Genomic DNA, 22,292 nt, shown 5'->3' with positions numbered 1-22,292 from the left:
CGCTCTCGCCCCCTCTCTGCCCGAGTTGCGTCGCATGTGCGCATCTGCGCCACTTCTGCGCAAACGCATCAGTCATTGACAGGCGCGGTTGCGCAAAAGCGTGGCCCTTCCACGCGGACGCTCCGGACGGTGCACCAGGTTGCGGCGGCGTTCTGCCTCCGGCTCGGTGAGCCGCATCCAACGCTGCGGGGGCGGTGCGGGCGCATCGCACGGCCGGGCGCCGCCGCATCCGCCACACTTCTGCGCAGATGCGACTGAGAATCACCGTGGTGGATGCGGAAACGTGTCGCATCCGCGCACATGCGACGCAACTCGGGCATAGGCCGACGGCACAACCGCGAACGGCACACCACCGCGAGCGGCACCCCGGGGAGCCCGGCCCGCGGGAGGCCGGGCTCACGCCGGCGGGGCAGCACCCCCGACGGGGGTCACTCCACGAGGAGAGCGGGCTCCTCGAGAACGGCGGCGACGTCGGCGATGAAGCGGCTCATGCCGTCGCCGTCGATGACGCGGTGGTCGAACGAGCCGGACACGGTGGTCACGAAGCGCGGGCGCACCTCGCCGTCGACGACCCACGGCTTCTGGCGGATCGTCCCCATCGCGATGATGCCGGCCTCGCCGGGGTTGATGATGGGGGTGCCCGCATCCATCCCGAAGACGCCGATGTTGGTGATCGTGATCGTGCCCTGCTGCTGGTCGGCGGGCGGGGTCTTGCCCTCGCGCGCCGTGAGCGTCAGGCGCTCGAGCGACTTCGCGAGCTCGCGCATGCTGAGGTTCTGTGCGTCCTTGATGTTCGGGACGATGAGGCCGCGGGGCGTCGCCGCCGCGATGCCGAGGTTCACGTAGTGGCGCAGGTTGATCTGCGCGCCGTCGTCGCCGTCGACCCACGCGGCGTTGACCATGGGGGTGCGGCGCACGGCCCAGATGACCGCGCGCGCCATGATCAGCAGCGGCGAGACCTTCGTGTCGGCGTAGTCGGGCGACGCCTTCAGGCGCTTCACGAGCTCCATCGTGCGCGTCGCGTCGACGTCGGTCCACACCGTCACGTGCGGCGCGGAGTAGGCGCTGCGCACCATGGAGCCGGCGGTCGCCTTGCGCACCCCGCGCACGGGGATGGACTCTTCGCGCGGGTCTGCCTCGGCGACGGATGCGGCGACCGGGATCGTCTCCTCGCGCACCTCGGGCCACTCGGGCGTCTCGATGTTGCGGAAGACGCTCGCCTGCGACGCGTGCTTCACGACGTCGTCGCGCGTCACCTCGCCGCCGGCGCCGCTGGGCGTCACCGCCGACAGGTCGACACCGAGGTCGCGTGCGAGCTTGCGGATCGGCGGCTTCGCCACGACGCCGGCGGCGGATGCGGCGGGTGCCGCGGCGGGCTTGCGGCGACGCGAGGTGACGGCACCGGCGGAGCCATAGCCGACGAGGACCGAACCGCCCGCCTCGGGATCGGTAGCCGGGGCAGGGAGCCCCGGGTCGCCGGGGGCGGGGACATCGGATGCGGGAGCCGCCGCATCCGCGATCGTGATGATGGGAGCTCCCACGTCGACCGTCTGCCCCTCCTCGACCAGGACCTCGCCGACCACGCCCGCGAAGGGCGACGGCAGCTCGACCAGTGACTTGGCCGTCTCGATCTCGACGATCACGTCGTTGACGGCGACGGTGTCGCCGCTCTTGACGTGCCAGGTGACGATCTCGGCGTCGGTGAGGCCCTCGCCGACATCCGGGAGGTGGAAGGTCTGCGTGCTCATTGCGGTTCCTTTCGCCGGTTCCTCACCCTCGAGACTGCAAGTTTGTGACGAGATAACGGGTAAACACCGTGATCTCGTGCTCGAAATGCATTCTCGCGGTCATGAGTGGGCGGGGGCGGGGATGGGGATGAGGGGACGGGGTCAGTAGGCGAGGGCGCGGTCGACGGCCTCGAGGATGCGATCGGCGTCGGGCAGGTACTGCCCCTCGAGCTTGGCGGGCGGGAAGGGCACATCGAACCCGGACACGCGCAGCACCGGCGCCTCGAGCGAGTAGAACGCGCGCTCGGTGACGGTAGCGGCGATCTCGGAGCCGAGCGAGGTGAACTGCGGCGCCTCCTGCGCGTAGACCATACGGCCGGTGCGGGCGACGGAGTCGAGGATCGGGCCGTAGTCGACCGGCGAGAGCGAGCGCAGATCGATGACCTCGCAGCTGGTCCCCTCGCTCTCGGCGAGCGCGGCCGCCTGCAGCAGGGTCGAGACCATCGCGCCGTGCCCGACGAGAGTCACGTCGGTGCCGCGGCGCACGATGCGGGAGGCGTGCAGCGGCAGCGCGCGCGCCGAGAGGTCCACCTCACCCTTGGGCCAGTAGCGGCTCTTCGGCTCGAGGAAGACCACCGGGTCGTCGGAGGCGATCGCATCCTGGATCATCCAGTACGCGTCGTTGGGCGTGGACGGGCTCACCACGCGCAGACCCGGGGTGTGGGTGAAGTACGCCTCGGGGCTCTCCTGGTGGTGCTCGACCGCGCCGATGTGCCCGCCGTACGGGATGCGGATGACCACGGGCATGCGCAGGGCGCCCTCGTGCCGGTTGGTCAGCTTGGCCAGCTGCGTGGTGATCTGGTCGAAGCCGGGGAAGACGAAGCCGTCGAACTGGATCTCGCAGACGGGCCGGAACCCGCCCATCGCGAGGCCGATCGCGGTGCCGATGATGCCCGATTCGGCGAGGGGTGTGTCGATCACGCGGTTCTTGCCGAACTCGGCCTGGAGCCCCTCGGTGACGCGGAAGACGCCGCCGAGCGGACCGATGTCCTCGCCCATCAGCAGCACGCGGTCGCTGTCGCGCATGGCTTGGGCCATGCCCGCGTTCAGGGCCTTGCTCATCGGCAGGGTGGTCATTTCGCTCATGCCTGACCTCCCTCGAGGGATGCTTCGTACTCGGCGAGCCAGCGCTTCTGCTCGGCGACGAGCGGATGCGGCTCGCTGTAGACGTGGTCGAACATCATGTCCGTGCCGATGGACCCGAGAGCGACCGTGCGCGCGCGCACATCCTCGGCGTAGTCGGCGGCGGCCGCATCCACGTCGGCGAAGAACGCATCGGAGGCGCCGCGCGAGCGCAGGTACGCCGCCATCCGGGCGATCGGGTCGCGCTCGGCCCAGGACTGCTCCTCGGCCGAGGTGCGGTACTTGGTCGGGTCGTCGCTGGTCGTGTGCGCGCCCATCCGGTAGGTCATCGCCTCGATCGCGCGCGGCCCGCCGCCGGCGCGCGCCTCATCGAGCGCATGACGGGTGACGGCGAAACTGGCGAGCACGTCGTTGCCGTCGACCTGGACGCTGGGCATGCCGTATCCCTCGCCGCGACGGTAGAGCGGCGCCGAGGCCTGGGTCGCCACGGGGACCGAGATCGCCCACTGGTTGTTCTGGAGGAAGAAGACCTGCGGTGCGCGGTAGCTCGCCGCGAACACCATCGCCTCGTGCACGTCGCCCTGGCTGGACGCGCCGTCGCCGTAGTAGACGATGACGGCCTCGTCGCGGTCGAGGTCGCCGGTGCCGGTCTTGCCGTCGAAGACGAGGCTCATGCCGAATCCGGCGGCGTGAAGCGTCTGTGAGCCGAGCACGAGCGTGTAGATGTGCGTGTTGCCGTTCTTCGGGTCGTACGGGTTCCACCCGCCGTGGGTGACACCGCGCATGAGCCGCACGATGTCGATCGGGTCGACGCCGCGGATCGTGCACACGACGTGCTCGCGGTACGACGGGAAGAGGTGGTCCTGGGCCCTCGCGGCGTGTGCCGAGCCGACCTGCGCGGCCTCCTGGCCCCAGCTCGGCGGCCAGAGCGCGAGCTGGCCCTGACGCTGCAGGTTCGTCGCCTGCCGGTCGAAGGCGCGCACGACCACCATGTCGCGGTAGAAGGTCTCGAGCTGGGCGTCGTCGATCGCGGCGATCGCGGCGAGATAGGGCTCGGCGGCGGGGGTCGGCGCGAACGAGCCGTCCGCCGCCAGCACCCGCACCATCCGCGCGTCGTCGTCGGCGGTCGGAGAGAACGTGTCGGGCGAGGTCACGGGCTCTACGCTATCTGCTGGCGGGATGGCCTTCTGGGAGGTCGCGCACAATGGATGCGGCAATCCGTAGGATCTGCTCCACAGACTCCTCCTCGCCGATCGAGATCCGCACACCGTCTCCGGCGAACGCGCGCACCACCAGCCCGCCCTCGTCGAAGGCCGCCGCAGCATCGGTCGTGGCCTCCCCCGTGGCCAGCCAGACGAAGTTGCCCTGCGCCTCGGGAACCCACCATCCCGCGTCGCGCAGGCCCGCGGCCACCCGGTCGCGGCGCTCAGCGATCACGCGCACACGCTCGAGCAGTTCGGCGTCGGCGTCGAGGCTCGCAAGGGCCGCCTCTTCGGCGGTCGCGGTGACGGCGAGCGGGATCGCGACCGATCGCGCCGCATCCAGCACGCGACGGTGACCGATCGCATAGCCGATGCGCAGCCCCGCGAGCCCGTACGCCTTCGAGAACGTGCGCAGGGCGACGACGTTCGGGCGGGTGACTCCGGTGCGGCGGAGGCCGTCAACCGCATCCGTCGCGGTGACGAACTCGGCGTATGCCTCGTCGAGGATGATCAGCACGTCGGCGGGCACGGCCGCCACGAAGGTGTCGAACTCGTCCTGCGTCACGACGGGGCCGGTGGGGTTGTTCGGGCTGCAGACGATCACGGCGCGGGTGCGCGGGGTGATCGCCGCCGCCATCGCGACCAGGTCGTGACGGCCCTCGGCCGTCAGCGGCACCTCGACGCGATCGGCGCCGGCGACCGTGACGAAGCTCGGGTAGGCCTCGAAGGACCGCCACGCGTAGACGACCTCGTCGCCGGGGCCCGCGACCGCGAGGACCAGCTGCGAGAGCAGCGATGCGCTGCCGGCGCCGATGTGCACCTCGTCGGCGTCGACGCCGTACCGCTCCGCCAGACGCACGCGGAGTCTCGCCGCGGTCGCGTCCGGATAGCGGTTCACCGTCTCGGCAGCCCGGAGGGCTGCCAATACGCGAGGCAGCGGCGAGAACGGATTCTCGTTGCTCGAGAGCTTGAACGCGTCGGCACCGGCCGGCTTTCCCTGTCGGTAGACCGGCAGGGCCGCGATCTCTGGGCGCACACGAACGGGAATCGGCTCAGTCACACCGAGAGTCTAGGAGCGCGGATGCGGGGCGCGTGCCACACTTCCGGCATGGGCTTTCTCATCCGCGTCGTGGTGAATGCGTTCTCGATCTGGGTCGTGACCCTCATCCCGGTCCTCGGCGTCAGCGTCATCGCGTTCCCGCCGGGCGGAACGCTCGAGATCGTGCTGTCGCTGCTGATCGTGGCGCTCGTCTTCGCGCTGGTGAACACGATCGTGGGTTCGGTCGTGAGGGTGATCGCCTTCCCCCTCTACGTGCTCACGCTCGGCCTGTTCTCGCTCATCGTGAACGGGTTCCTGCTCTGGCTGACCAGCTGGATCACCGGGTTCTGGAACTGGGGTCTGCGGGTCGACAGCTTCTGGTGGGGCGTCGTGGCCGCCCTCGTGATCGCCGTCATCAACGGCATCTTCGGCGTCATCCTGCGCCCGAAGCGGCGGGACTGACCGCACCGGGACGCCGCCGGGGCACGGCGTCGACCTGACGAGCGCCGAACTCCTGCGTCGAGATGAGGCGAGCTCCCTCGAGCTCGGCCATGCGCTCGTGCACCTCGGCGACGCGAGGATCTGCGGACGCGTCGACGAGTTCGGCCGTCTCGGTGTACGCGCTCAGGTGGTGTGCGGGCAGGCCCAGGTCCTGGGGGCCCGGCGCGGGGTCGATGACGCGTGAGGCCACGAAGCTGCCCTCAGCCCCCACGCGGGAGGGGAATCCCCCACCGGCGAGCATCGCCACGGGGTCGTCGCCGTGGCGGAGGTCGACGCTCATCGCTCCCGGACCGGGGTCTGCCGCAGTGGGCGAGCCCGCCGTGCCCACCACCCGCACGTCGTAGTCGCCGGTCGCTGCGACCTGGCCCACCAGCATCCCGCCCTGCGAGTGGCCGTAGAGATAGAGCGTGTCGCCGGGCTGCACGCCCGCCTCGGCGAGCATCGCCGTCAGGGCCAGGTAGGCGTCGGACTGCTCGCCGCCGTACCCCTGCACGTTCGAGAGCATGTCCCACACCTCGTCGCCGCCGAGCCCGCTCGTGCCGGCGACGTAGACGGCATACGCGGTTCCGGATGCGGTCGCGTACTTCTCGATGCGCACCCGCGCCTCGCCGCCCTGCGGGATGCGGGCGAGCGCCGGCGCGAGCGCCGTGGGCGCGGCGGCCGGACGTTGCGCGGGCGGGAGCGGGAGGATCTCCGGCACCGGGCGCTCCGTGGGCACCGGACGAGTGCCGTACGGGACGCGGCCGCGCATCGCGGCGAGCCGCGCGACGGCCGCCCCCGAAGCCAGGCTCGCTCCCGCGAGGAACGGCATCAGCAGGGTGAACCACGTCCAGCCGTCGCCCAGGCCGGAGTCGGCCCGGAGCAGTTCGGTCGCGCCCGGGTAGGCGTGCTCGATCGCAGCGATGCGGTCTCGAGCGCGCGCTGCGGCCTCCGCGTCTCCCGCGGCGGATGCGAGAGCGGCTTCGGCGCGGACCTCGGCGAGCTCGTACACCGCCGCACACATCAACAGACGGCCCTGCTGCTCTCTCGCACGATCCGCCAGCGCGCCCACTTCGCGCAGGCGCTCGTCCTGGGTGAGCCCCAGCACCGGCAGCGTGTGCACATTGATCCGCGCATCAGCGCGGGCGATGTCGGCGACGGCCTCGTCCAGCCGCGCAGCGGCGCCCACCAGCACCGCGGCCGCATCCCGCAATCGCACCGTGTCGACGGCGACCGCGCCGCCGGAGGAGATGCCGACGTCGTCCGTCATGACGACCACCATCCGAAGAGGTTCCCTCCGCCGGTGACCAAGGCTTGACTGCGGATCTCGGCGATCACGTCATCGAGGGCCAGCAGGCGTTGTCGCTCGTCGGCGAGCGCCGTAGTCCATGCATCGTGTGCGAGCTGGAAGGCGCGCATCGCGGGCGATGCCCAGGCCGTCGCCGTCGCGAGGCCGGCGGCATCGCGGATGACCGTCTCGATGTGCTCGACGGCTGCGAGCACGTCGCGCCGTGCCGCGTCGAAGGCGAAGACGACATCGTCAAGGGTGTCTGTCATCCCACGATGCTCGCTGCGCATCCGTCGGATGCGGAGCGCCCGCATCCGATCCGCGGATCGCTCGCCGCAAGATCGTGGCTGTGCAGGAGAGGTCGTCGGGACCACAATGGACCCATGCCCGCGTCCTCGCCGTTCCGCGTGGTCTTCGTGTGCACGGGGAACATCTGTCGATCCCCGATGGCCGAGATCGTCTTCCGCTGGTTCGCCGAGTCGGTGGGCCTCGGCGACCGCGTGGTGTCCACGAGCGCCGGCACCGGCGACTGGCACGTCGGAGAGCCCGCCGATCCCCGCACGGTCGAAGCCCTCGAACGCCACGGATACGACGGTCGGCGCCACCGCGCCCGCCAGTTCGAGTTCGCGGACTATGAGCGCAACGACCTGGTCATCGCGCTCGACCGATCGCACGAACGCAACCTGCGCGCGTGGGCGCGATCGGAGAACGATTCGGACAAGGTCGTGCTGCTGCGCGCGTTCGACCCGCAGCCCGACGACAGCCTCGACGTGCCCGACCCGTACTACGCGGGCCCCGAGGCGTTCGACGAGGTGCTCGCTATGATCGAGAGCGCGTGCCGGGCGCTCTTCCGGCAACTCGAACCCGCCATCCGCTCCGCGGGATGACCCGCGCGGCCCACCGCCCTCGACGGAGTACCGTGTCGAACTTCCCCGCTCAGCCGCTCAGTCCCCTCGACGGTCGCTACCAGGCCGCCGTCTCCGCCCTCGGCGACTTCCTGTCGGAAGCCGGGCTCAACCGCGCCCGCGTCGAGGTCGAGGTCGAGTGGCTCATCACGCTCACCGACCGCGGCCTGTTCGGACAGTCGCCGCTGACGGATGCCGAGAAGGACTCCCTCCGGGCGCTCTACCGCGACTTCGGGCAGGCCGAGATCGACTGGCTCGCCGAGCGCGAGGCCGTCACGCGCCACGACGTGAAGGCCGTCGAGTACCTCGTGCGCGACCGCCTCTCCGCGCTGGGCCTGGACCGCATCGCCGAGCTCACGCACTTCGCCCTGACCAGCGAGGACGTCAATTCGACGTCGTACGCCCTCACCGTGCAGCGCGCTGTGACGCAGGTGTGGCTGCCGAAGCTGCGGCAGGTGATCGAGCGCCTGCGGGCCGTGTCGGTCGAACTGGCGGATGCGGCGATGCTCGCCCGCACCCACGGCCAGCCCGCCACCCCCACCACGATGGGCAAGGAGATCGCCGTCTTCGCGTGGCGCCTGGAGCGGGTGCTCGCGCAGCTGGAGTCCTCCGAGTACCTGGCGAAGTTCTCCGGCGCGACCGGAACCTGGTCGGCGCACCTCGCTGCCGATCCGGATGCGGACTGGGTCGAGATCTCCCGCAGCTTCGTCGTGGGACTGGGGCTCGGGTTCAACGAGCTCACGACCCAGATCGAGTCGCACGACTGGCAGGTCGAGCTCTACGACCGCGCGCGGCACGCGGGCGGCATCCTGCACAACCTCGCGACGGATGTGTGGACCTACATCTCCCTCGGCTACTTCGCGCAGATCCCCGTGGCCGGCGCGACCGGTTCGTCGACCATGCCGCACAAGATCAACCCCATCCGCTTCGAGAACGCGGAGGCGAACCTCGAGATCGCGGGAGGGCTGTTTCAGACCCTCGCCTCGACGCTGGTCACGAGCCGGCTGCAGCGCGACCTCACCGACTCCACCACGCAGCGCAACATCGGCGTCGCGTTCGGTCACTCCCTTCTCGCGCTCGACAACCTGCTGCGCGGGCTCGGCGAGATCTCGCTCTCGCGCGAGGTGCTGCTGGCCGACCTCGACACCAACTGGGAGGTGCTCGCCGAGGCCATCCAGACCGTCATCCGCGCCGAGGTCGTTGCGGGCCGCTCGCAGATCACCGACCCGTACGCGCTGCTGAAGGAGCTCACCCGCGGGCACCGCGTCGGCGGCGCCGATCTCGCCGAGTTTGTGCGCGGACTCGACATCGGCGACGCCGCGAAGGAGCGCCTGCTCGCGCTGACGCCCGCCACCTACACGGGCCTCGCCGCCTCCCTCGTCACCGGGTCCTGACCGCCGCGGGCTCCCGCATCCGGGTGCGCACCACATCCGGGGGCGCACCGCATCCGCCGGCACACCGCATCCGGCGGCACGGCATGCCCATCCCCCCGCGAGACTGCATTTCGAGCACGAGATCACTGTCATTACCCGTGATCTCGTGCTCGAGATGCAGTTTCGCGGTCCGCTGGCGCGCCCGGGGCGCAGACGTGATCGGATGCAGGGCGCGTCGGATCCTGGGTCTCCCCTACCCCTCTTTTCCCGTCCCGCTTCCCCGAGAATGCACTTCGAGCACGAGATCACTGTGTTTACCCGTGATCTCGTGACGGAAATGCAGTCTCGCGGGGAAAGTGAGCGAGCGGGCCGCGTGCTAGGCGCGGGGTGGGCCGTCGCCGTCGGCGGAGTCGGATGCGGGGCTGTCGCCGGATGCGTCCTCGGACTCTTCCTTGGGCAGCAGCACGGCGCGGTCGACCGTGCGGTTCACCTGTGCGGGGTCGACGGCGAGCATGAGCAGCGCGATGATCACGAGCGTCGCGATGAAGGTGATCCCCGCGACGATGCCGCCGACCATGAGGGCGTGACCCGACTGCCCGGCGACGCGGTTCTGGAAGAAGCCCATCGAGATGAGCGTGACGACCCCGGCGAAGACGGCGGCGGCGAGAGCGAGCCCGATCAGCTGAGCGGGCTTCATGAGGTCGCGACGGGTGGGCTTGTCTGTCATGCCGCCTCCTCGGGCGCGGGGGCGGGCTCGCGGCGCGGGGAGAATCCCGCGATCCCCAGGTAGACCGCGACGATCGCCGCATAGCCGCCGAAGAGTCCGACGGCGATCGTGATGCCGGTGAGCGTGAAGGAGCCGGCCTCTTCGATGCTGTACTGCAGCGCGTAGGCGGGCTGCACGGCGAGGGTTCCGAGCGCGAGCAGCACGCCCACGATTCCGACCGTGAGCGCGTCACGCGCCTCGGAGCGAGCGGCGCTGCCGCGTTCTGCGGCGCGGAGGGCCCGCAGGCCCGCAATGCCCTCGATGAGTCCCGTGATCAGCGCCCAGGAGATGACGATCACGAAGAAGGACAGCGTCGTGCGCAGGGTCGGGATGCCGGAGACGCCCCCCGCGATCAGGGTGAGAACACCCAGCAGGATGGGCAGCCGGCGCTGACCGGGTCCGTACACGAGCCACGCCGAGAGCAGCCACACGATCGCCGATGCCATCGCGAAGCCGCTGAACACCGACAGCCCCACGGCGGCCGAGTGGTCGGGCGAGAACGTGATCATCACGGCCGCCACGGCCGCGAAGAGGGCTCGCACCAACTGAACGTGGCGCGGCTCGAAGGCGCGCGCGGAAGAACTGCTGGTCATGGCTCGACTCGTGGGGGTGGGTACGGCGGCGGAACGGATACCCCCAGTCTAGGTCGTGCTGATGAGGAGCCTGCCGTGAACGAGTGCGGATGCGGGCTGCGCGCCACAATGAGGTGTGCCGATTCTCAACAAGGACATGACCCTGTGCATCTCGCTGGCCGGGCGGCCGTCGAACATCGGGACGCGCTTCCACAACTACCTCTACGACGAGCTGGGCCTCAACTTCGTCTACAAGGCGTTCACCACCGACGACATCGCGGGGGCGATCACGGGAGTGCGCGCCCTGGGGATCCGCGGGTGCTCCGTGTCGATGCCGTTCAAGGAAGCCGTCATCCCCCTGCTGGACGAGATCGAGCCCTCCGCCGCGGCGATCGACTCCGTGAACACGATCGTGAACGACGGCGGCCGGCTGTCCGGGTCGAACACCGACTACGAGGCCGTCGCGCAGCTGCTCGCCGAGCACGCCGTAGACCCCTCCACATCCGTGCTCGTGCGCGGGTCGGGCGGGATGGCGAAGGCCGTCGTGGCAGCGTTCCACGGTGCGGGCTTCCGCGACCTCACCGTCGTCGCCCGCAATGCCGAGGCGGGGCAGGCTCTCGCGGAGCGTTACGGCTTCCGCGCGGTCACCGAGGATCCGGCGCCCGGGCACGCGGTCATCGTGAATGTGACCCCTCTCGGCATGAACGGGGCCGATGCGGACGCGCTCGCCTTCAGCGCGGCGCACATCGAGGCGGCGCAGCGCGTGTTCGATGTCGTCGCCTTCCCGTCCGAGACCCCGCTGATCCGCGCCGCGCGCGAACGCGGCGTCGCGGTCATCACCGGCGCCGAGGTCATCGCGCTCCAGGCGGCTCGGCAGTTCGAGCGCTACACGGGCGTCATACCCACGCCGGAGCAGGTCGCGCGGGCGTCGGAGTTCTCCCGCGCCTGAGCGCCTACGCCTCGCGCCGCATCGAGACGATCGCTGCGGCGACGCGCGAGATGAGCTCGATCGGCAGCTCCTGACCGTGCGGCAGGACCAGGGAGTCCTTGCCGGAGCGCAGTGGCGCCACCTCGCTCTCGAGCGGCTCCGCGAGCGGCGGCACGGGATACAGGCCGATGTGCTTCTTCCATCCGGCGTAGTGCAGGGCGTACCGTCCCCCGAGCATGACCGCGGCGATGCCGTACCGCATCCGTTCCTCGGCGTCCGGTCCCACCGCATCCAGGAGCGCGGCGCGGATCAGCCGCATCCGCTGGGCGATCTCCGCGGGGAAGCCGTCGATATAGGCGTCGATGTCGGGGGCGTCCGCGTCCATGCCGCCATGCTGGCAGCCGCGGCGCGCAGGGGGAAGCAGGCGGCCACGCGCTGCGGATTGGACCCCGTGTCGAGACGCGCCGCCCGTGCAGACTCGGGGAATGATCCGCTCGGCCGCATCCGGACTGCTCTGGGGAGCGCTCGGCGTGTTGGCGTTCTCGTTCACGGTGATCTTCACCCGCATCGCCGTCGCCTCGCTGTCGCCGTTGTTCGTGGGATCGGGGCGCGCTGTCGTTGCCGCCGCCCTCGCAACGCTCGCCCTGGCCGCGACCCGGTCGCGTCTGCCACGCGGCGGCCAGTGGATGCGGCTCGTCGTCGTGGCCGGCGGCGTGGTCGCGGGCTTCCCGCTGCTCACGTCCTACGCACTCACGGTGGCACCGGCCAGCCACGGCGCCGTCGTGATCGCGCTCCTGCCTGCCGCGACCGCGGTGGCCGCGGTTCTCCGCGCGGGCGAGCGCCCGGGACGGACGTTCTGGCTTCTCACCGCCGCCGGCGCCGTGGCCGCGACGGTGTTCGCGGTGATCGGCGGCGGATGGGGCGGCTTCCACTGGTCGGACCTGCTGCTGCTCGGAGCGGTCGTCGCCGCCGCGATCGGCTACGCGGAAGGAGCGCTGCTGGCGCGCGAGCTCGGCTCGTGGCAGACGATCTCCTGGGCCCTCGTGGTGGCGGCCCCGGTGATGGTGGCGTTGACGGCTGCCGCCGCCGTCGCGGATCCGCCGGCGGCGACACCGGGCCAGTGGGCGGCGTTCGGTTATCTCGCGGTGGTGAGCATGTTCCTCGGGTTCTTCGCCTGGTATCGCGGGCTCTCGATCGGGCCCATCACGCGCGTCAGCCAGCTGCAACTGGTGCAGCCGGTGCTCTCGATCGTGTGGGCGGCGCTCATCCTGGGCGAGCCGCTCACGTGGGCGACCGTGCTCGGAGGAGCGGCGGTCATCCTGTGCGCCGCCGGCGCCGTGCGTAGCCGCACGCGCTGACCGGCTGGCATGATCGCCTCGTGGCGGCACGCGTCGAGGGTCCGGATCTGGCGACGATCGCGCAGCTGCGGCGAGCGCGGGACCGGATGGACCGCGACTATGCGAAGCCACTCGACGTCGAGGCTCTGGCCCGCAGCATCCCGATGTCCGCCGGTCACTTCAGCAGACAGTTCCGGCGCCTGTTCGGCGAGTCGCCCTACCAGTACCTGATGACCCGGCGCATCGAGAGGTCGATGACGCTGCTGCGTCGCGGCGATCTGAGCGTGACCGAGATCTGCTTCGCGGTCGGCTTCTCGTCGCTCGGCACCTTCAGCACGCGTTTCACCGAGCTCGTCGGCGTCCCCCCGAGCGTGTACCGCACGCAGGATCCGCCGTTTCGCGAGGGGATGCTGCCCTGCATCGCCAAGCACCTCACGCGTCCGGTCAGGAATCGAGAAGCGTGACGGATGCCGGGCGCCCTAGCGTGAGCGGCATGGACATCACGATTCACTCCAGCTTCCTGCCGCACACCGATGCGGATGCGTCGCTGGCCTTCTACCGCGACGTACTCGAGTTCGAGGTGCGACTGGACGTCGGCTTCGAGCAGATGCGCTGGATCACCGTCGGACCCGCCGGTCAGCCCTCGACCGCCATCGTGCTGCACCCGGCGAGCGTGGGGCGCGATCTGACGGACGAGGAGCAGGACTTCCTGCTCGCGCTGATCGCCAAAGGCAGCTACTTCGGCGTGAACCTCGCCACCGACGATCTCGACGCCGTCTTCGCGCGCGTCGAGGCATCGGGGGCCGATATCGTGCAGGAACCCATCGAGCAGGACTACGGACTGCGGGATGCGGCGTTCCGCGATCCCGCGGGCAACCTCATCCGCATCCAGCAGAACAAGGAGCAGCAGGCATGAGCACAGGATTCTCCGCGCAGGAGCGCGAGGCCATGAAGCAGCGGGCCGCCGAGCTCAAAGAGATGAAGGGCGTCAAGGGCGCCGCCAAGCGGGCCAAGGAGTACGACGCCTGCCTCGAGGCGATCGATGCGCTGACGGGCAGCGACCGCCAGATCGCCGAGCGGCTGCATGTGATCGTGACGGAGGAGGCACCGGAGCTCGCGCCCAAGACCTGGTACGGATTCCCGTCCTACGCCAAGGACGACAAGGTCGTGGTGTTCTATCAGCCCGCCTCGAAGTTCGAGACCCGCTACGGCTCGATCGGATTCAACGAGACGGCGGCGCTCGACGACGGCGAGATGTGGCCGACCTCCTTCGCGGTGCTGGAGATGACGCCGGCAGCGGAGAAGACGTTCCGCGAGCTCGTGCGTCGCGCGGCGGGCTGAGGTACAAGCGCCGCCTAACCTTCGTGGTGCCACCTGCGCGCGAGGCATAGCCTGACGGCGTGAGCGCATCCGCCGAGTACGGGGTCCACCCCGACGAACCGCACCGTCAGGGTCTGTCACAGCGCCTGAACTGGTTGCGGGCGGGCGTGCTGGGAGCCAACGACGGGATCGTCTCGACCGCTGCTGTCGTGGTCGGTGTCGCCGGTGCCACCTCTGAAGTGGCCCCCGTGTTCCTCGCCGGGGCCGCGGCCCTCGTCGGGGGCGCGATCTCGATGGCGTTGGGCGAGTACGTGTCGGTGTCGAGCCAGCGCGACTCCGAGCGCGCACTCATCGCGAAGGAGACGCGCGAGCTGCGCGAGCAGCCGGACGAGGAGTTCGACGAGCTCGTCGGGTTGTATCGCGCGCAGGGGCTCAGCGAGGAGACCGCGACGCGGGTCGCCACCGAGCTCACGGAGAAGGATGCGTTGAAGGCGCACCTGTCGGCCGAGCTCAACATCGACGCCGACGACGTGGTGAGCCCGTGGCATGCGGCCCTCGCATCCGCCATCGCGTTCTTCGTCGGTGCGCTGCTGCCGATGGCCACGATCCTGCTCGCGCCGCATCCGCTGCGCATCGCCCTGACCTTCGTCGCGGTGCTCATCGCCCTCGCCGTCACCGGATATGTCGCGGCGTGGATCGGTGGGGCCAACCGCCCCCGGGCGATCGCGCGGACCGTGATCGGCGGCGCACTCGCCCTCGCGGCGACCTACGCGGTCGGCAGCCTCTTCGGCACCACGATCGGCTGACACCCCCGAGCCCCGCCGCTCCGGTACTGTCGGGGCAGTCGACCGAGGGGGAGAAGTGACCGCATCCGAGCAGCCGATGCGCCACCGCAGACCGAAGCTGGATGCGTGGGGCACGACCGGCGTCGCGATGGCGGCGATCGCCATCCTGCCAACCCTCGGCATCTTCCTCATCGGCTTCATCCCCGACATGAACCCGATCTGGTGGCTGGGGATCCTGCTCATCCCGATGCTCGCCGTCATCGGCGCCCTCGTGCTGCTCCTGGGTGTCGTCGGCGCCCGGCGCGGCACCGCTTACGGACTGTCGATCGCCTCGATCGTGCTCGGCGTCGTCATGATCGCCCCCATCGCCTGGCTCTGGTTCAGCGGCGCCTGACCCCGCTGAACGCACCAGCGGTCGGAGATTCGCCCGAACGTCGGAGGATCCGCGCGGAATCCTCCGACCGGAGCGCGTTCCTCCGACGCTCGACGCGCGCCCGTCTGCTCAGCGGACGGCCTGAGCCGGTCGCGGACCGGCGCCGCGGATGCGGGCGAGAGCGCAGAGGCCGAGGGCGATCGCCGCGATCGCGGTGAGCACACTCGTTCCCGCCGCCAGCAGCAGGACGATGGCCGCGAGTCCGAGCAGCACGGCGTGCGAGATGCGGGCGACGGATGCGGTGGCCCGCGGCATCCGGCGTCGTTCCAGACCCGCCAGGGCCCACGCCACCGCTGCGGTCAACGACAGCGCGACGACGAACCACGGCAGACGGGTCAGCCACCAGGCGGCGCTGGAGGGCTCGGGCAGCTCGAACCCGGTGGTGAGGGCGACGAGCGCCGACGCCCCCGCCATCGCCAGCAGAACGGGCATGTGCCAGAGGTAGATGGTCATGGTGCGGGCGGTCACGAAGCCGGTGAAGGCCGCCACCGCGCGGCGCCGACTCACCGCGGCGAGCGGGGCACGAAGGAGCGAGAGCAGGGCCGTCTGCGCGATCCCCACCAGCAGCAGGGCGACGGTGGGCGGGTTGAGGTTCTCATAGAGATCGGCCGAGAAGACGCCGCCGACCATGCTCGCCGCCAGCACGGCGACCGCCGCGACGCCGATGACGATGCGAGTGCGCCTGCGCAGCGCATCGATCGTGCCGTCGGCCATCACGAAGCCGAGCTGCTGCAGCGCCAGCCACACGAACGCGAGGTTGAGCATGCCGATGGCATCGATGCCGGTGACCGCGCGCATCGCGTCGACGGCTCCGGCGGCCGCGACCAGCAGCACGATCGTCCGAAGCGGCGCGCGTTCGTGGGCGGCGAGCAGCGCGGGAAGAAGCGCCTGGCACAGCAGGAACACGGCGAGGAACCACAGCGGCTGCGCGTATCGGAAGCCGGCGATCCGCACGAGCTCGCCGCCGACGCCCGCGGCCAGGAGCGCTGCGAGCGCGACGGCGACGACCGCGAAGGTGAGAAGCGCCGGCACGAGCAGGCGATGCACGCGTGCGGCGACGAAAGCGCCCGCGGTTCCGCCGGTGCGACGCATCCGGCGGTAGGCGAGCGCGCCCGCGTAGCCGCCGATGACGAAGAACAGGGGCATGATCTGCGCGACCCACGTCAGCGGGGCGAACCAGGCGGTTCCCTCGGCGGCGTTCGCGAAGACGGGTCCCGCGTCCGTGACGGTGACGCCGACCATGACGGCGTGAAGGAGAACGACGATGACGACGCAGATCGCGCGCGCCAGATCGATCCCGGTGTCGCGGCCCGCGGCGGGTGCGATCGTGGTCCGCGGTGCGGTGAGCGTGATGACCATGCGTCCTCCTCGAGTGGGTCTCGAGAAGGCTATGGACGCGGCCCGTGCTGCGGCATCACACCCAGGGGTCGTCCTACCCCCTACCTCGGGGTGAGATTCAGGATGCGGGCTCGGCGAGACCCGCGTCGTAGGCGAAGATCACGGCCTGCACACGATCGCGTGCGCCGATCTTGCCGAGCAGTTTGCCGACGTGCGTCTTCACGGTCTGCTCCGCGATGAACAGCTCGCCGGCGATCTCGGTGTTCGACATGCCCTTCGCGAGCAGCACGAGCACTTCGCGCTCCCGGTCGGTGAGCTCCGCCAGCTCCGCCGCGCCGCGCGGCGATCGCGGTTTCTGGGTGGCGAACTGTGAGATCAGCCGTCGGGTGACGCGCGGCGAGAGCAGCGCGTCTCCGGCGGCGACGACCCGAACGGCCTGCACGAGCTCTTCGGGCAGCGCGTCCTTGAGCAGGAACCCGCTCGCTCCCGCCTGGAGCGCGTCGTAGACGTAGTCGTCGATGTCGAACGTGGTCAGCATCAGGATGCGCGGCACGTGGGCCGCGGGGTACGCGGGCCCGAGGATGCGGCGGGTCGCCGCGATCCCGTCGAGCTGCGGCATCCGCACATCCATGAGGATCACGTCGGGATCGAGGCGCGCGGCGAGCGCGACCGCCTCCTGCCCGTCGGCCGCCTGACCGACGACGCGGATCCCGTCCTGGGCGTCCAGGAGCGCGGCGAACCCCGCGCGCACCATCGCCTGGTCGTCGGCGATCAGGACGGTGATGCTCATGGGGTCTCCTCGCCGGCGGTCGGCAGGACCGCCGCCACCGTCCATCCTCCCGCGGGATCGGCGCCGACGGTGACCGTCCCGCCCAGCAGTGCGACGCGCTCGCGGATGCCGCGGAGTCCGTGCCCCGCTCCGGAGGCGTCGACCGGTTGCTCGGGAGACGTGCTGTTGTGCACGCGGATCTTGACCTGCCCGTCGCGCGCCTCGACCCTGACCTCGATGGTCGCACCGGGCGCGTGGCGCACGGCATTGCTCAAGGCCTCCTGCACGATGCGGTACACCGCGATCTGCACGCCCGCGGGCGGCGGGGTCGTCATCACGGCGAGCGACAGGCCCACCTGCACACCCGCGCGGCGGACGCTGTCGACGAGGCCGGGGATGTCCGCCATCCCCTGCTGTGGCGCGAGCTCGGGCGTCTGCTCCTCGGTGCGGAGCACCCCCAGCAGCCGGCGCATCTCCCCCAGCGATGCGCGGGCAGAGGCGGCGATGTCGTCGAACTCCTGCACCGTGTCGTCGGAGAGGTCGGCGAGGCGGTATCGGGCGGTCGAGGCCTGCACCTGGATCACCGACATGCTGTGGGCGAGCACGTCGTGCAGCTCACGGGCGATGCGCGTGCGCTCCTCGACGAGCATGCGCCGGGACTGCTCGGATGCGGTCAGCTCGCGCTCGCGGGTCAGCTGCTCGTTCAACCGGATGCGGCCCGCCAGGAGCACCCCGATGAGCATCACCGCGGTGGAGATCGACGCCGTCACGATGAGGTTCGCGGTGGCGGCGGGTGCCGCATCCGTGATCACCAGTGGCGCGACGAGCGAACCGAGGTTGCCGATGGCCCACGGCCAGCGGCCGAGTCGCCAGCCGTGCAGGGTCGTGATCACCAGGACGAACACGAGGAAGGCGATCATCGCGGGCACCGACCACGGCCAGGGCCAGGCGCCGTCGTGCGGAACCCTCACCACCAGCGGGAGCACGAAAGCCGTCACGCCGAAGACCACGATGGCTGTGCGGGGGCGCGTGAGGGAGATCCACGGCGCCGCGCACACGCCCGCTCCCAGGAGCATCACGAGCGGCAACGGAGTGCCGTAGAAGACGGCGTGCAGCGGCACGAGCGTGCTGAAGAGCGCGACGCCGGTGACGGCGAGCGCGATGAGCCCGAGGATCTGCGAGCGCGAGCGTGGGCCGGAGCGCGGGATCTCGGTCATGCTCTCAGTGTGGCCGACACCGGCTCCGGCTCGATCGTCTCGGGGATCTCGCGCGCGCGGCGACGAAGCGCAGCGATGCGGTCGATGATGATCCCCACTCCGAGGGCGAGCACGACGCCGATCACGGCGCTCAGCACGGGCTGATGTCCGAGCCATTGCCCCGCGAGGGTGCCGATGGCGACGCTGTACAGCGCCCAGCTCATCCCGCCGACGACGCTCAGCGGAGCGAACCGGCGCCACGGGTATCCCAGCGCTCCGGCCGACATGTTCACGGCGACCCGACCGACCGGGATGTAGCGGGCGCCGAGGATGAGCGAGGCACCGCGCGTGGTGAGGGCCGCACGGGCCCGCTCGAAGGCTGCCGCGACGCGGCGCCGCCGCATCCAGCCGTAGCGTTGCGTGCCGACGCGGCGACCGATCGCGTAGGCGATGTTGTCGCCGATCGCGGCGCCGAGAGCCGCCACGAGGCACAGCGCGACGAGCGTGGGGACGTCGCCGGTGGCTGCGGCCACGGCGGCCGCCGCGACGAGCAGGGTCTCGCTGGGTATCGGCGGAAAGAACCCGTCGATCACGGCCGCGGCGAACATGACCGGCAGCAGCCACGGCGAGGCGACTGCCTGGAGGATGAGATCGGTGACGACGTCCACTCTTGGACGCTACGAAGCGGGTCGCCGCCTCCGCATCCCTCGCAAGTATCGCCCGCGTGATACCTCAGAGGGGTTCGTGCCCCGGCCGGTCGTGCGCCCGGTCGTTGACTCTAGGGCCTCCCGGACCCGGTCGTTGAGCGAGCGCAGCGAGACGAAACGCAGGTCAGCCCGCCGCGGCGACCCGAGCGACCTCGCGGGCGAGGCCCGGGTGCCACATCGCCCCCGTGGCACTCATGACCGCATCCGCTCCCGCCGCGCGGTACGCGAGGTAGTCCGCCGCGCTCGCCACGCCCCCGGCGCCCACGATCGCGAAGTCGGCGTCGCGGAGCGCGCGGATACGGGCGAGCCGGGCGGTCATCTCGAGCCCCGCCCACCGGATGGCGGCGCCGCACACACCGGCGCTCTCGCGTCCGGCGCCGAGCGCGGGCGCTCCGGATGCGGTCACGAGCCGAGCGGGGATCGTGTTGACCGCGGCATAGCCCGCCACGAACTCCGCGGTTGCCTCGACGAGGCGTTCGAGGGCCGCATCCGTGTCGAAGTACGCGAGCTTGACGAGCAGCGGGATCTCGCCGATCTCGTCCTTCACGACGGCGAGGATGCGGCGCACGCGCGGGATGTCGAAGCAGAGCAGGGATGCGGCACCCTCGTTCGGGCACGACAGGTTGAGCTCGAGCACGGGCGCCCCCGTCTCCACGACGAGCCGGGCCGCACGCAGATGGTCGGCCACGAGCGCCAACTCGCCGCCGGAGCCCCGGGTGCCCTGGAAGCTGCCGATGAGCAGCTGCCCCGCCCCCGCGGCCGCGACGGCCGCGGCCATGTCGGGCTGCCAGATGTCGGGATCACGCGAGGGCACCCCGAACGAGTTGCTGATCGACAGGGGTTCGGTGAACTCGCCGTCTGCGTGGACGGCACCGGCATCCGGCGCGAGGTCGCCGTCGACGTGCACGGCGAGCACGTTCGGGTACGGGTTGCTCGGGTGCGCGCGCGTGCGCACGGTCTTGTAGACCGCGAGGTCGTAGCCGTGCGCGAAGGCGGCCGCCACGAAGCGTGCGTTCAGCAACGGCCCCGCCGGGATGCCGAACGGGATGCCGACCGACCGGCCGACGAAACTGCTTCCGAGGAATGGAGGCGCCGCATCCGCCACCGGATCGGCGAATGCCCCGAACGGCCCGCGCGCGTAGTTCTGCTCGTAGGTCAGGGTCGGATCGTAGAAGGGGTGCACCGCCGACGAGCGTAGGCACCGGCATCGGCTCTGCGATCGGGCCCGGGCCGTGAGAAGCGCGCGTTCTCCGTCGCACGGGGGATCCGCTGCGCAGCGGTGCGCTCGTAGGCTCGCGGCATGAGCGACCAGAAGCAGTCCTGGAACTCGACCTACGCGACGGTCGGCTTCACCTTCTTCACCCTGGCCGTCGTCTTCTGGCTCACGATGGACAACATCGCCGTCGCACTGCCGTTCTTCGTCCTGGCGATCACATTCGTCGTCATCGGCACGACGTCCAAGAGCGACAAGACCGACGAGACCGGCGACGCCGAGAAGGAGTGACGCCCGTTCAGTCCTCCGGCACCAGCGTGCCCTGGTGAAAGAGCATCCGCGGGCCCTGTGCGCTCAGCGTCCACAGCGACGAGTGCCTGCTGACGGTCGTCGCTGAGCTCAGTCGGTACGTCACGAGCACCGTGTCCGGGGCGACCTCGACGAACCGCCAGTCGTCCGGCGACGGGGTGTCCCGCAGACCTTCCGCCGCGAGCGCCTCCAGGATCTCCGTTCGCGTCCAGTGGCGTCCGGAGCGCCCGATCTCGGTGAAGTCAGGATGCAGCAGTCTCGCCGCCGCATACCGATCACCGCGGATCTCGCTCGAGAGCAGGGCGGTCTCCGCGGCCTGGATCGCCGCGAAGCGCCCGTCCGAATCCGCCATGGCGAGAATCTAGCGCCCGCTCACGCCGGCCGGGTCGTCGGCGAAGCGGGCGGCGAGTTCGTAGGCCTCTCGCCCTTCCTTCGTCCAGTACGCCCCGGGGTAGACGTGGAAGCCGTCGGGGGCGACGACCAGCCGCACGGGACTGCCGGCCCGGTGCGCCTTCTCGGCGAAGAGCTGCGCGTCGGCGAAGAAGATGTCGCGACCGCCCTGGAACAGCAGGGTCGGCGGCAGGTCGGCGAGAGAGTCGTACAGGGGGCTGATCTGAGGGTCATCGGTCGACAGACTCCCCGCCCACGCGACACCGGCTGCCCGCAGGCCCGCGCAGCGCAGCGACGGATCGCAGCGCTCCAGCCGGACCGCCTCCGGATTGCGCATCGTCGGGTCGACCCACGGGGCGAGGAGGATCAGGCCGTCGATCGGTCGACGCTTCTCGTCGCGCACGCGCAGCGCCAGAGAGAGGGCGACGTTGCCGCCGGCGGAGTCCCCGGCGACGAACAGCTGCGTGGTGCGCGGGTCGCCGGCGAGGTGGGCGTACACCGCGTCGACGAAGGCACGCGCCTGGTCGTACGTGTGCTCGGGGGTGAGCGGGTAGTCGGCGATCGTGACGGCCGCGCGCGTGTGCGTCATGAGGCGGCGGATGATCCACCAGTGCGCCGTCGCGAGGGGGTTCACGAATCCCCCGCCGGGGAAGTAGATCAGCTCGCGACCTGCGACATGATCCTCGGGCTGCCATCGTCGGACGAGGCGACCCGCGACCTCGTGCGCGGTCATCTCTCCCCAGCGTGACGCGTCCCGCGGGACGGCCTGCGGCGCCCGATCCGGATCGAGGCTCTTCAAGTAGGCGCTGCCCGACAGGTCGCGCCGCGTTTTGCCCGCCGTCAGCCAGAGCAGCCCGGAGGTGAGGGTCATCAGCAGCGTCACCTGCTCACCCTACGAGCCGGATCGGGTTCACTCCGGGCGCATCGGGCCGTCCTGCAGGACTCTGTCGGCCGCAGCCGCTTCTCGCGTCGCCCGCTCAACCGACCCCCGGCTCTGGTCGGCGAGCGAGCGACGCGAGGGAGGGCCCGGCCCTGGTCGTTGAGCGAGCTCCGCGAGTCGAAACGCGCCGCG

The 22,292-nt window shown here is 70.8% G+C and carries 27 protein-coding genes; 11 read left to right on the top strand and 16 right to left on the bottom strand.

Annotated features, from left to right (window positions below; translation table 11 throughout):
- Positions 1-428: 428 nt before the first annotated feature.
- From PQV94_RS00450 to PQV94_RS00435, 4 genes are all read right to left on the bottom strand, one after another.
- Positions 429-1,748: a dihydrolipoamide acetyltransferase family protein gene (locus PQV94_RS00450; protein ID WP_274286856.1), complete on the bottom strand. Its 1,320-nt coding sequence runs from the start codon at positions 1,746-1,748 to the stop codon at positions 429-431.
- Positions 1,749-1,889: 141 nt separating this feature from the next.
- Positions 1,890-2,873 carry an alpha-ketoacid dehydrogenase subunit beta gene (locus PQV94_RS00445; protein WP_234074023.1) on the bottom strand — a complete coding sequence of 328 codons (984 nt, stop codon included), beginning with the start codon at positions 2,871-2,873 and terminating at the stop codon, positions 1,890-1,892.
- The gene (locus PQV94_RS00440) at positions 2,870-3,976 is read right to left on the bottom strand and encodes a thiamine pyrophosphate-dependent enzyme (RefSeq protein WP_274288302.1); all 1,107 of its coding nucleotides are present in this window, start codon (positions 3,974-3,976) and stop codon (positions 2,870-2,872) included. The genes PQV94_RS00445 and PQV94_RS00440 overlap by 4 nt, the downstream gene beginning before the upstream one ends.
- Positions 3,977-4,034: 58 nt before the next feature.
- Entirely contained in the window at positions 4,035-5,132 is a 1,098-nt protein-coding gene (locus tag PQV94_RS00435) for a histidinol-phosphate transaminase (protein ID WP_274286855.1), read from the bottom strand.
- Between the two features lie 48 nt (positions 5,133-5,180).
- On the opposite strand from PQV94_RS00435, the gene PQV94_RS00430 reads away from it, so the two are divergent.
- Positions 5,181-5,573: a phage holin family protein gene (locus PQV94_RS00430; protein ID WP_274286854.1), complete on the top strand. Its 393-nt coding sequence runs from the start codon at positions 5,181-5,183 to the stop codon at positions 5,571-5,573.
- Here the strand turns inward: PQV94_RS00430 and PQV94_RS00425 are convergent.
- Positions 5,545-6,861, bottom strand: a complete 1,317-nt coding sequence (locus PQV94_RS00425) for a hypothetical protein (RefSeq protein ID WP_274286853.1) — start codon at positions 6,859-6,861, stop codon at positions 5,545-5,547. The two genes, PQV94_RS00430 and PQV94_RS00425, sit on opposite strands and share 29 nt — an antisense overlap.
- Positions 6,858-7,148, bottom strand: coding sequence for a hypothetical protein (locus PQV94_RS00420; protein WP_274286852.1), 291 nt, complete (start codon positions 7,146-7,148; stop codon positions 6,858-6,860). The genes PQV94_RS00425 and PQV94_RS00420 overlap by 4 nt, the downstream gene beginning before the upstream one ends.
- A gap of 114 nt (positions 7,149-7,262) precedes the next feature.
- On the opposite strand from PQV94_RS00420, the gene PQV94_RS00415 reads away from it, so the two are divergent.
- Positions 7,263-7,766 (top strand): low molecular weight protein-tyrosine-phosphatase, encoded by a 504-nt coding sequence (locus tag PQV94_RS00415; protein WP_274286851.1) that lies wholly within the window; start codon positions 7,263-7,265, stop codon positions 7,764-7,766.
- On the top strand, positions 7,763-9,178 hold the full coding sequence (gene purB / locus PQV94_RS00410) for an adenylosuccinate lyase (protein ID WP_443192696.1): 1,416 nt from the start codon (positions 7,763-7,765) through the stop codon (positions 9,176-9,178). Before PQV94_RS00415 ends, purB begins: the two co-directional genes overlap by 4 nt.
- Positions 9,179-9,533: 355 nt before the next feature.
- On the opposite strand, the gene PQV94_RS00405 is transcribed toward purB, so the two are convergent.
- Both PQV94_RS00405 and PQV94_RS00400 read right to left on the bottom strand, forming a co-directional pair.
- Positions 9,534-9,884 (bottom strand): amino acid transporter, encoded by a 351-nt coding sequence (locus PQV94_RS00405; protein WP_274286849.1) that lies wholly within the window; start codon positions 9,882-9,884, stop codon positions 9,534-9,536.
- A complete protein-coding gene (locus tag PQV94_RS00400; protein ID WP_274286848.1) occupies positions 9,881-10,516 on the bottom strand; it encodes an acyl-CoA synthetase in 636 nt (211 codons plus the stop codon). The genes PQV94_RS00405 and PQV94_RS00400 overlap by 4 nt, the downstream gene beginning before the upstream one ends.
- 115 nt (positions 10,517-10,631) lie before the next feature.
- On the opposite strand from PQV94_RS00400, the gene PQV94_RS00395 reads away from it, so the two are divergent.
- Positions 10,632-11,444 carry a shikimate 5-dehydrogenase gene (locus PQV94_RS00395; protein WP_274286847.1) on the top strand — a complete coding sequence of 271 codons (813 nt, stop codon included), beginning with the start codon at positions 10,632-10,634 and terminating at the stop codon, positions 11,442-11,444.
- A 4-nt stretch (positions 11,445-11,448) separates the two neighbouring features.
- Here the strand turns inward: PQV94_RS00395 and PQV94_RS00390 are convergent, their stop codons facing one another.
- Positions 11,449-11,808, bottom strand: coding sequence for an iron chaperone (locus PQV94_RS00390; protein WP_274286846.1), 360 nt, complete (start codon positions 11,806-11,808; stop codon positions 11,449-11,451).
- 100 nt (positions 11,809-11,908) lie between these two features.
- On the opposite strand from PQV94_RS00390, the gene PQV94_RS00385 reads away from it, so the two are divergent.
- The 6 genes from PQV94_RS00385 to PQV94_RS00360 are packed head-to-tail and all read left to right on the top strand — an operon-like array spanning position 11,909 to position 15,259.
- Positions 11,909-12,781 carry a DMT family transporter gene (locus PQV94_RS00385; RefSeq protein ID WP_274286845.1) on the top strand — a complete coding sequence of 291 codons (873 nt, stop codon included), beginning with the start codon at positions 11,909-11,911 and terminating at the stop codon, positions 12,779-12,781.
- A 20-nt stretch (positions 12,782-12,801) separates the two neighbouring features.
- Positions 12,802-13,224 carry a helix-turn-helix transcriptional regulator gene (locus PQV94_RS00380; protein WP_274286844.1) on the top strand — a complete coding sequence of 141 codons (423 nt, stop codon included), beginning with the start codon at positions 12,802-12,804 and terminating at the stop codon, positions 13,222-13,224.
- Positions 13,225-13,253: 29 nt separating this feature from the next.
- Positions 13,254-13,676: a VOC family protein gene (locus PQV94_RS00375; RefSeq protein WP_274286843.1), complete on the top strand. Its 423-nt coding sequence runs from the start codon at positions 13,254-13,256 to the stop codon at positions 13,674-13,676.
- The gene (locus PQV94_RS00370; RefSeq protein ID WP_274286842.1) at positions 13,673-14,101 is read left to right on the top strand and encodes a hypothetical protein; all 429 of its coding nucleotides are present in this window, start codon (positions 13,673-13,675) and stop codon (positions 14,099-14,101) included. Before PQV94_RS00375 ends, PQV94_RS00370 begins: the two co-directional genes overlap by 4 nt.
- A gap of 59 nt (positions 14,102-14,160) precedes the next feature.
- Positions 14,161-14,886: a VIT1/CCC1 transporter family protein gene (locus PQV94_RS00365; protein WP_274286841.1), complete on the top strand. Its 726-nt coding sequence runs from the start codon at positions 14,161-14,163 to the stop codon at positions 14,884-14,886.
- A gap of 55 nt (positions 14,887-14,941) precedes the next feature.
- Complete coding sequence (locus PQV94_RS00360; RefSeq protein ID WP_274286840.1) at positions 14,942-15,259, top strand: hypothetical protein; 318 nt, start codon at positions 14,942-14,944, stop codon at positions 15,257-15,259.
- A gap of 108 nt (positions 15,260-15,367) precedes the next feature.
- Here PQV94_RS00360 and PQV94_RS00355 read toward each other — a convergent pair whose 3' ends face one another.
- From PQV94_RS00355 to PQV94_RS00335, 5 genes are all read right to left on the bottom strand, one after another.
- Complete coding sequence (locus PQV94_RS00355) at positions 15,368-16,657, bottom strand: acyltransferase family protein (protein WP_274286839.1); 1,290 nt, start codon at positions 16,655-16,657, stop codon at positions 15,368-15,370.
- A gap of 97 nt (positions 16,658-16,754) precedes the next feature.
- Positions 16,755-17,426: a response regulator gene (locus PQV94_RS00350; RefSeq protein ID WP_274286838.1), complete on the bottom strand. Its 672-nt coding sequence runs from the start codon at positions 17,424-17,426 to the stop codon at positions 16,755-16,757.
- Positions 17,423-18,622: a sensor histidine kinase gene (locus tag PQV94_RS00345; protein ID WP_274286837.1), complete on the bottom strand. Its 1,200-nt coding sequence runs from the start codon at positions 18,620-18,622 to the stop codon at positions 17,423-17,425. The genes PQV94_RS00350 and PQV94_RS00345 overlap by 4 nt, the downstream gene beginning before the upstream one ends.
- Positions 18,619-19,269 (bottom strand): DedA family protein, encoded by a 651-nt coding sequence (locus tag PQV94_RS00340; RefSeq protein WP_274286836.1) that lies wholly within the window; start codon positions 19,267-19,269, stop codon positions 18,619-18,621. The genes PQV94_RS00345 and PQV94_RS00340 overlap by 4 nt, the downstream gene beginning before the upstream one ends.
- A 163-nt stretch (positions 19,270-19,432) precedes the next feature.
- Positions 19,433-20,491 carry a tRNA-dihydrouridine synthase gene (locus tag PQV94_RS00335; protein ID WP_274286835.1) on the bottom strand — a complete coding sequence of 353 codons (1,059 nt, stop codon included), beginning with the start codon at positions 20,489-20,491 and terminating at the stop codon, positions 19,433-19,435.
- Positions 20,492-20,608: 117 nt separating this feature from the next.
- On the opposite strand from PQV94_RS00335, the gene PQV94_RS00330 reads away from it, so the two are divergent.
- The gene (locus PQV94_RS00330; protein ID WP_274286834.1) at positions 20,609-20,812 is read left to right on the top strand and encodes a hypothetical protein; all 204 of its coding nucleotides are present in this window, start codon (positions 20,609-20,611) and stop codon (positions 20,810-20,812) included.
- A 7-nt stretch (positions 20,813-20,819) separates the two neighbouring features.
- Here PQV94_RS00330 and PQV94_RS00325 read toward each other — a convergent pair whose 3' ends face one another.
- Positions 20,820-21,182: a nuclear transport factor 2 family protein gene (locus tag PQV94_RS00325; RefSeq protein ID WP_274286833.1), complete on the bottom strand. Its 363-nt coding sequence runs from the start codon at positions 21,180-21,182 to the stop codon at positions 20,820-20,822.
- Between the two features lie 9 nt (positions 21,183-21,191).
- Positions 21,192-22,103: an alpha/beta hydrolase gene (locus tag PQV94_RS00320; protein ID WP_274286832.1), complete on the bottom strand. Its 912-nt coding sequence runs from the start codon at positions 22,101-22,103 to the stop codon at positions 21,192-21,194.
- Positions 22,104-22,292 lie beyond the last annotated feature (189 nt).

Origin of the sequence: Microbacterium sp. Clip185 (assembly GCF_028743715.1) — a bacterium.
Taxonomy (GTDB): Bacteria; Actinomycetota; Actinomycetes; order Actinomycetales; family Microbacteriaceae; genus Microbacterium.
Note: the sequence above shows the minus strand (reverse complement) of the source record. Positions and strands in the feature narration are given on the sequence as shown.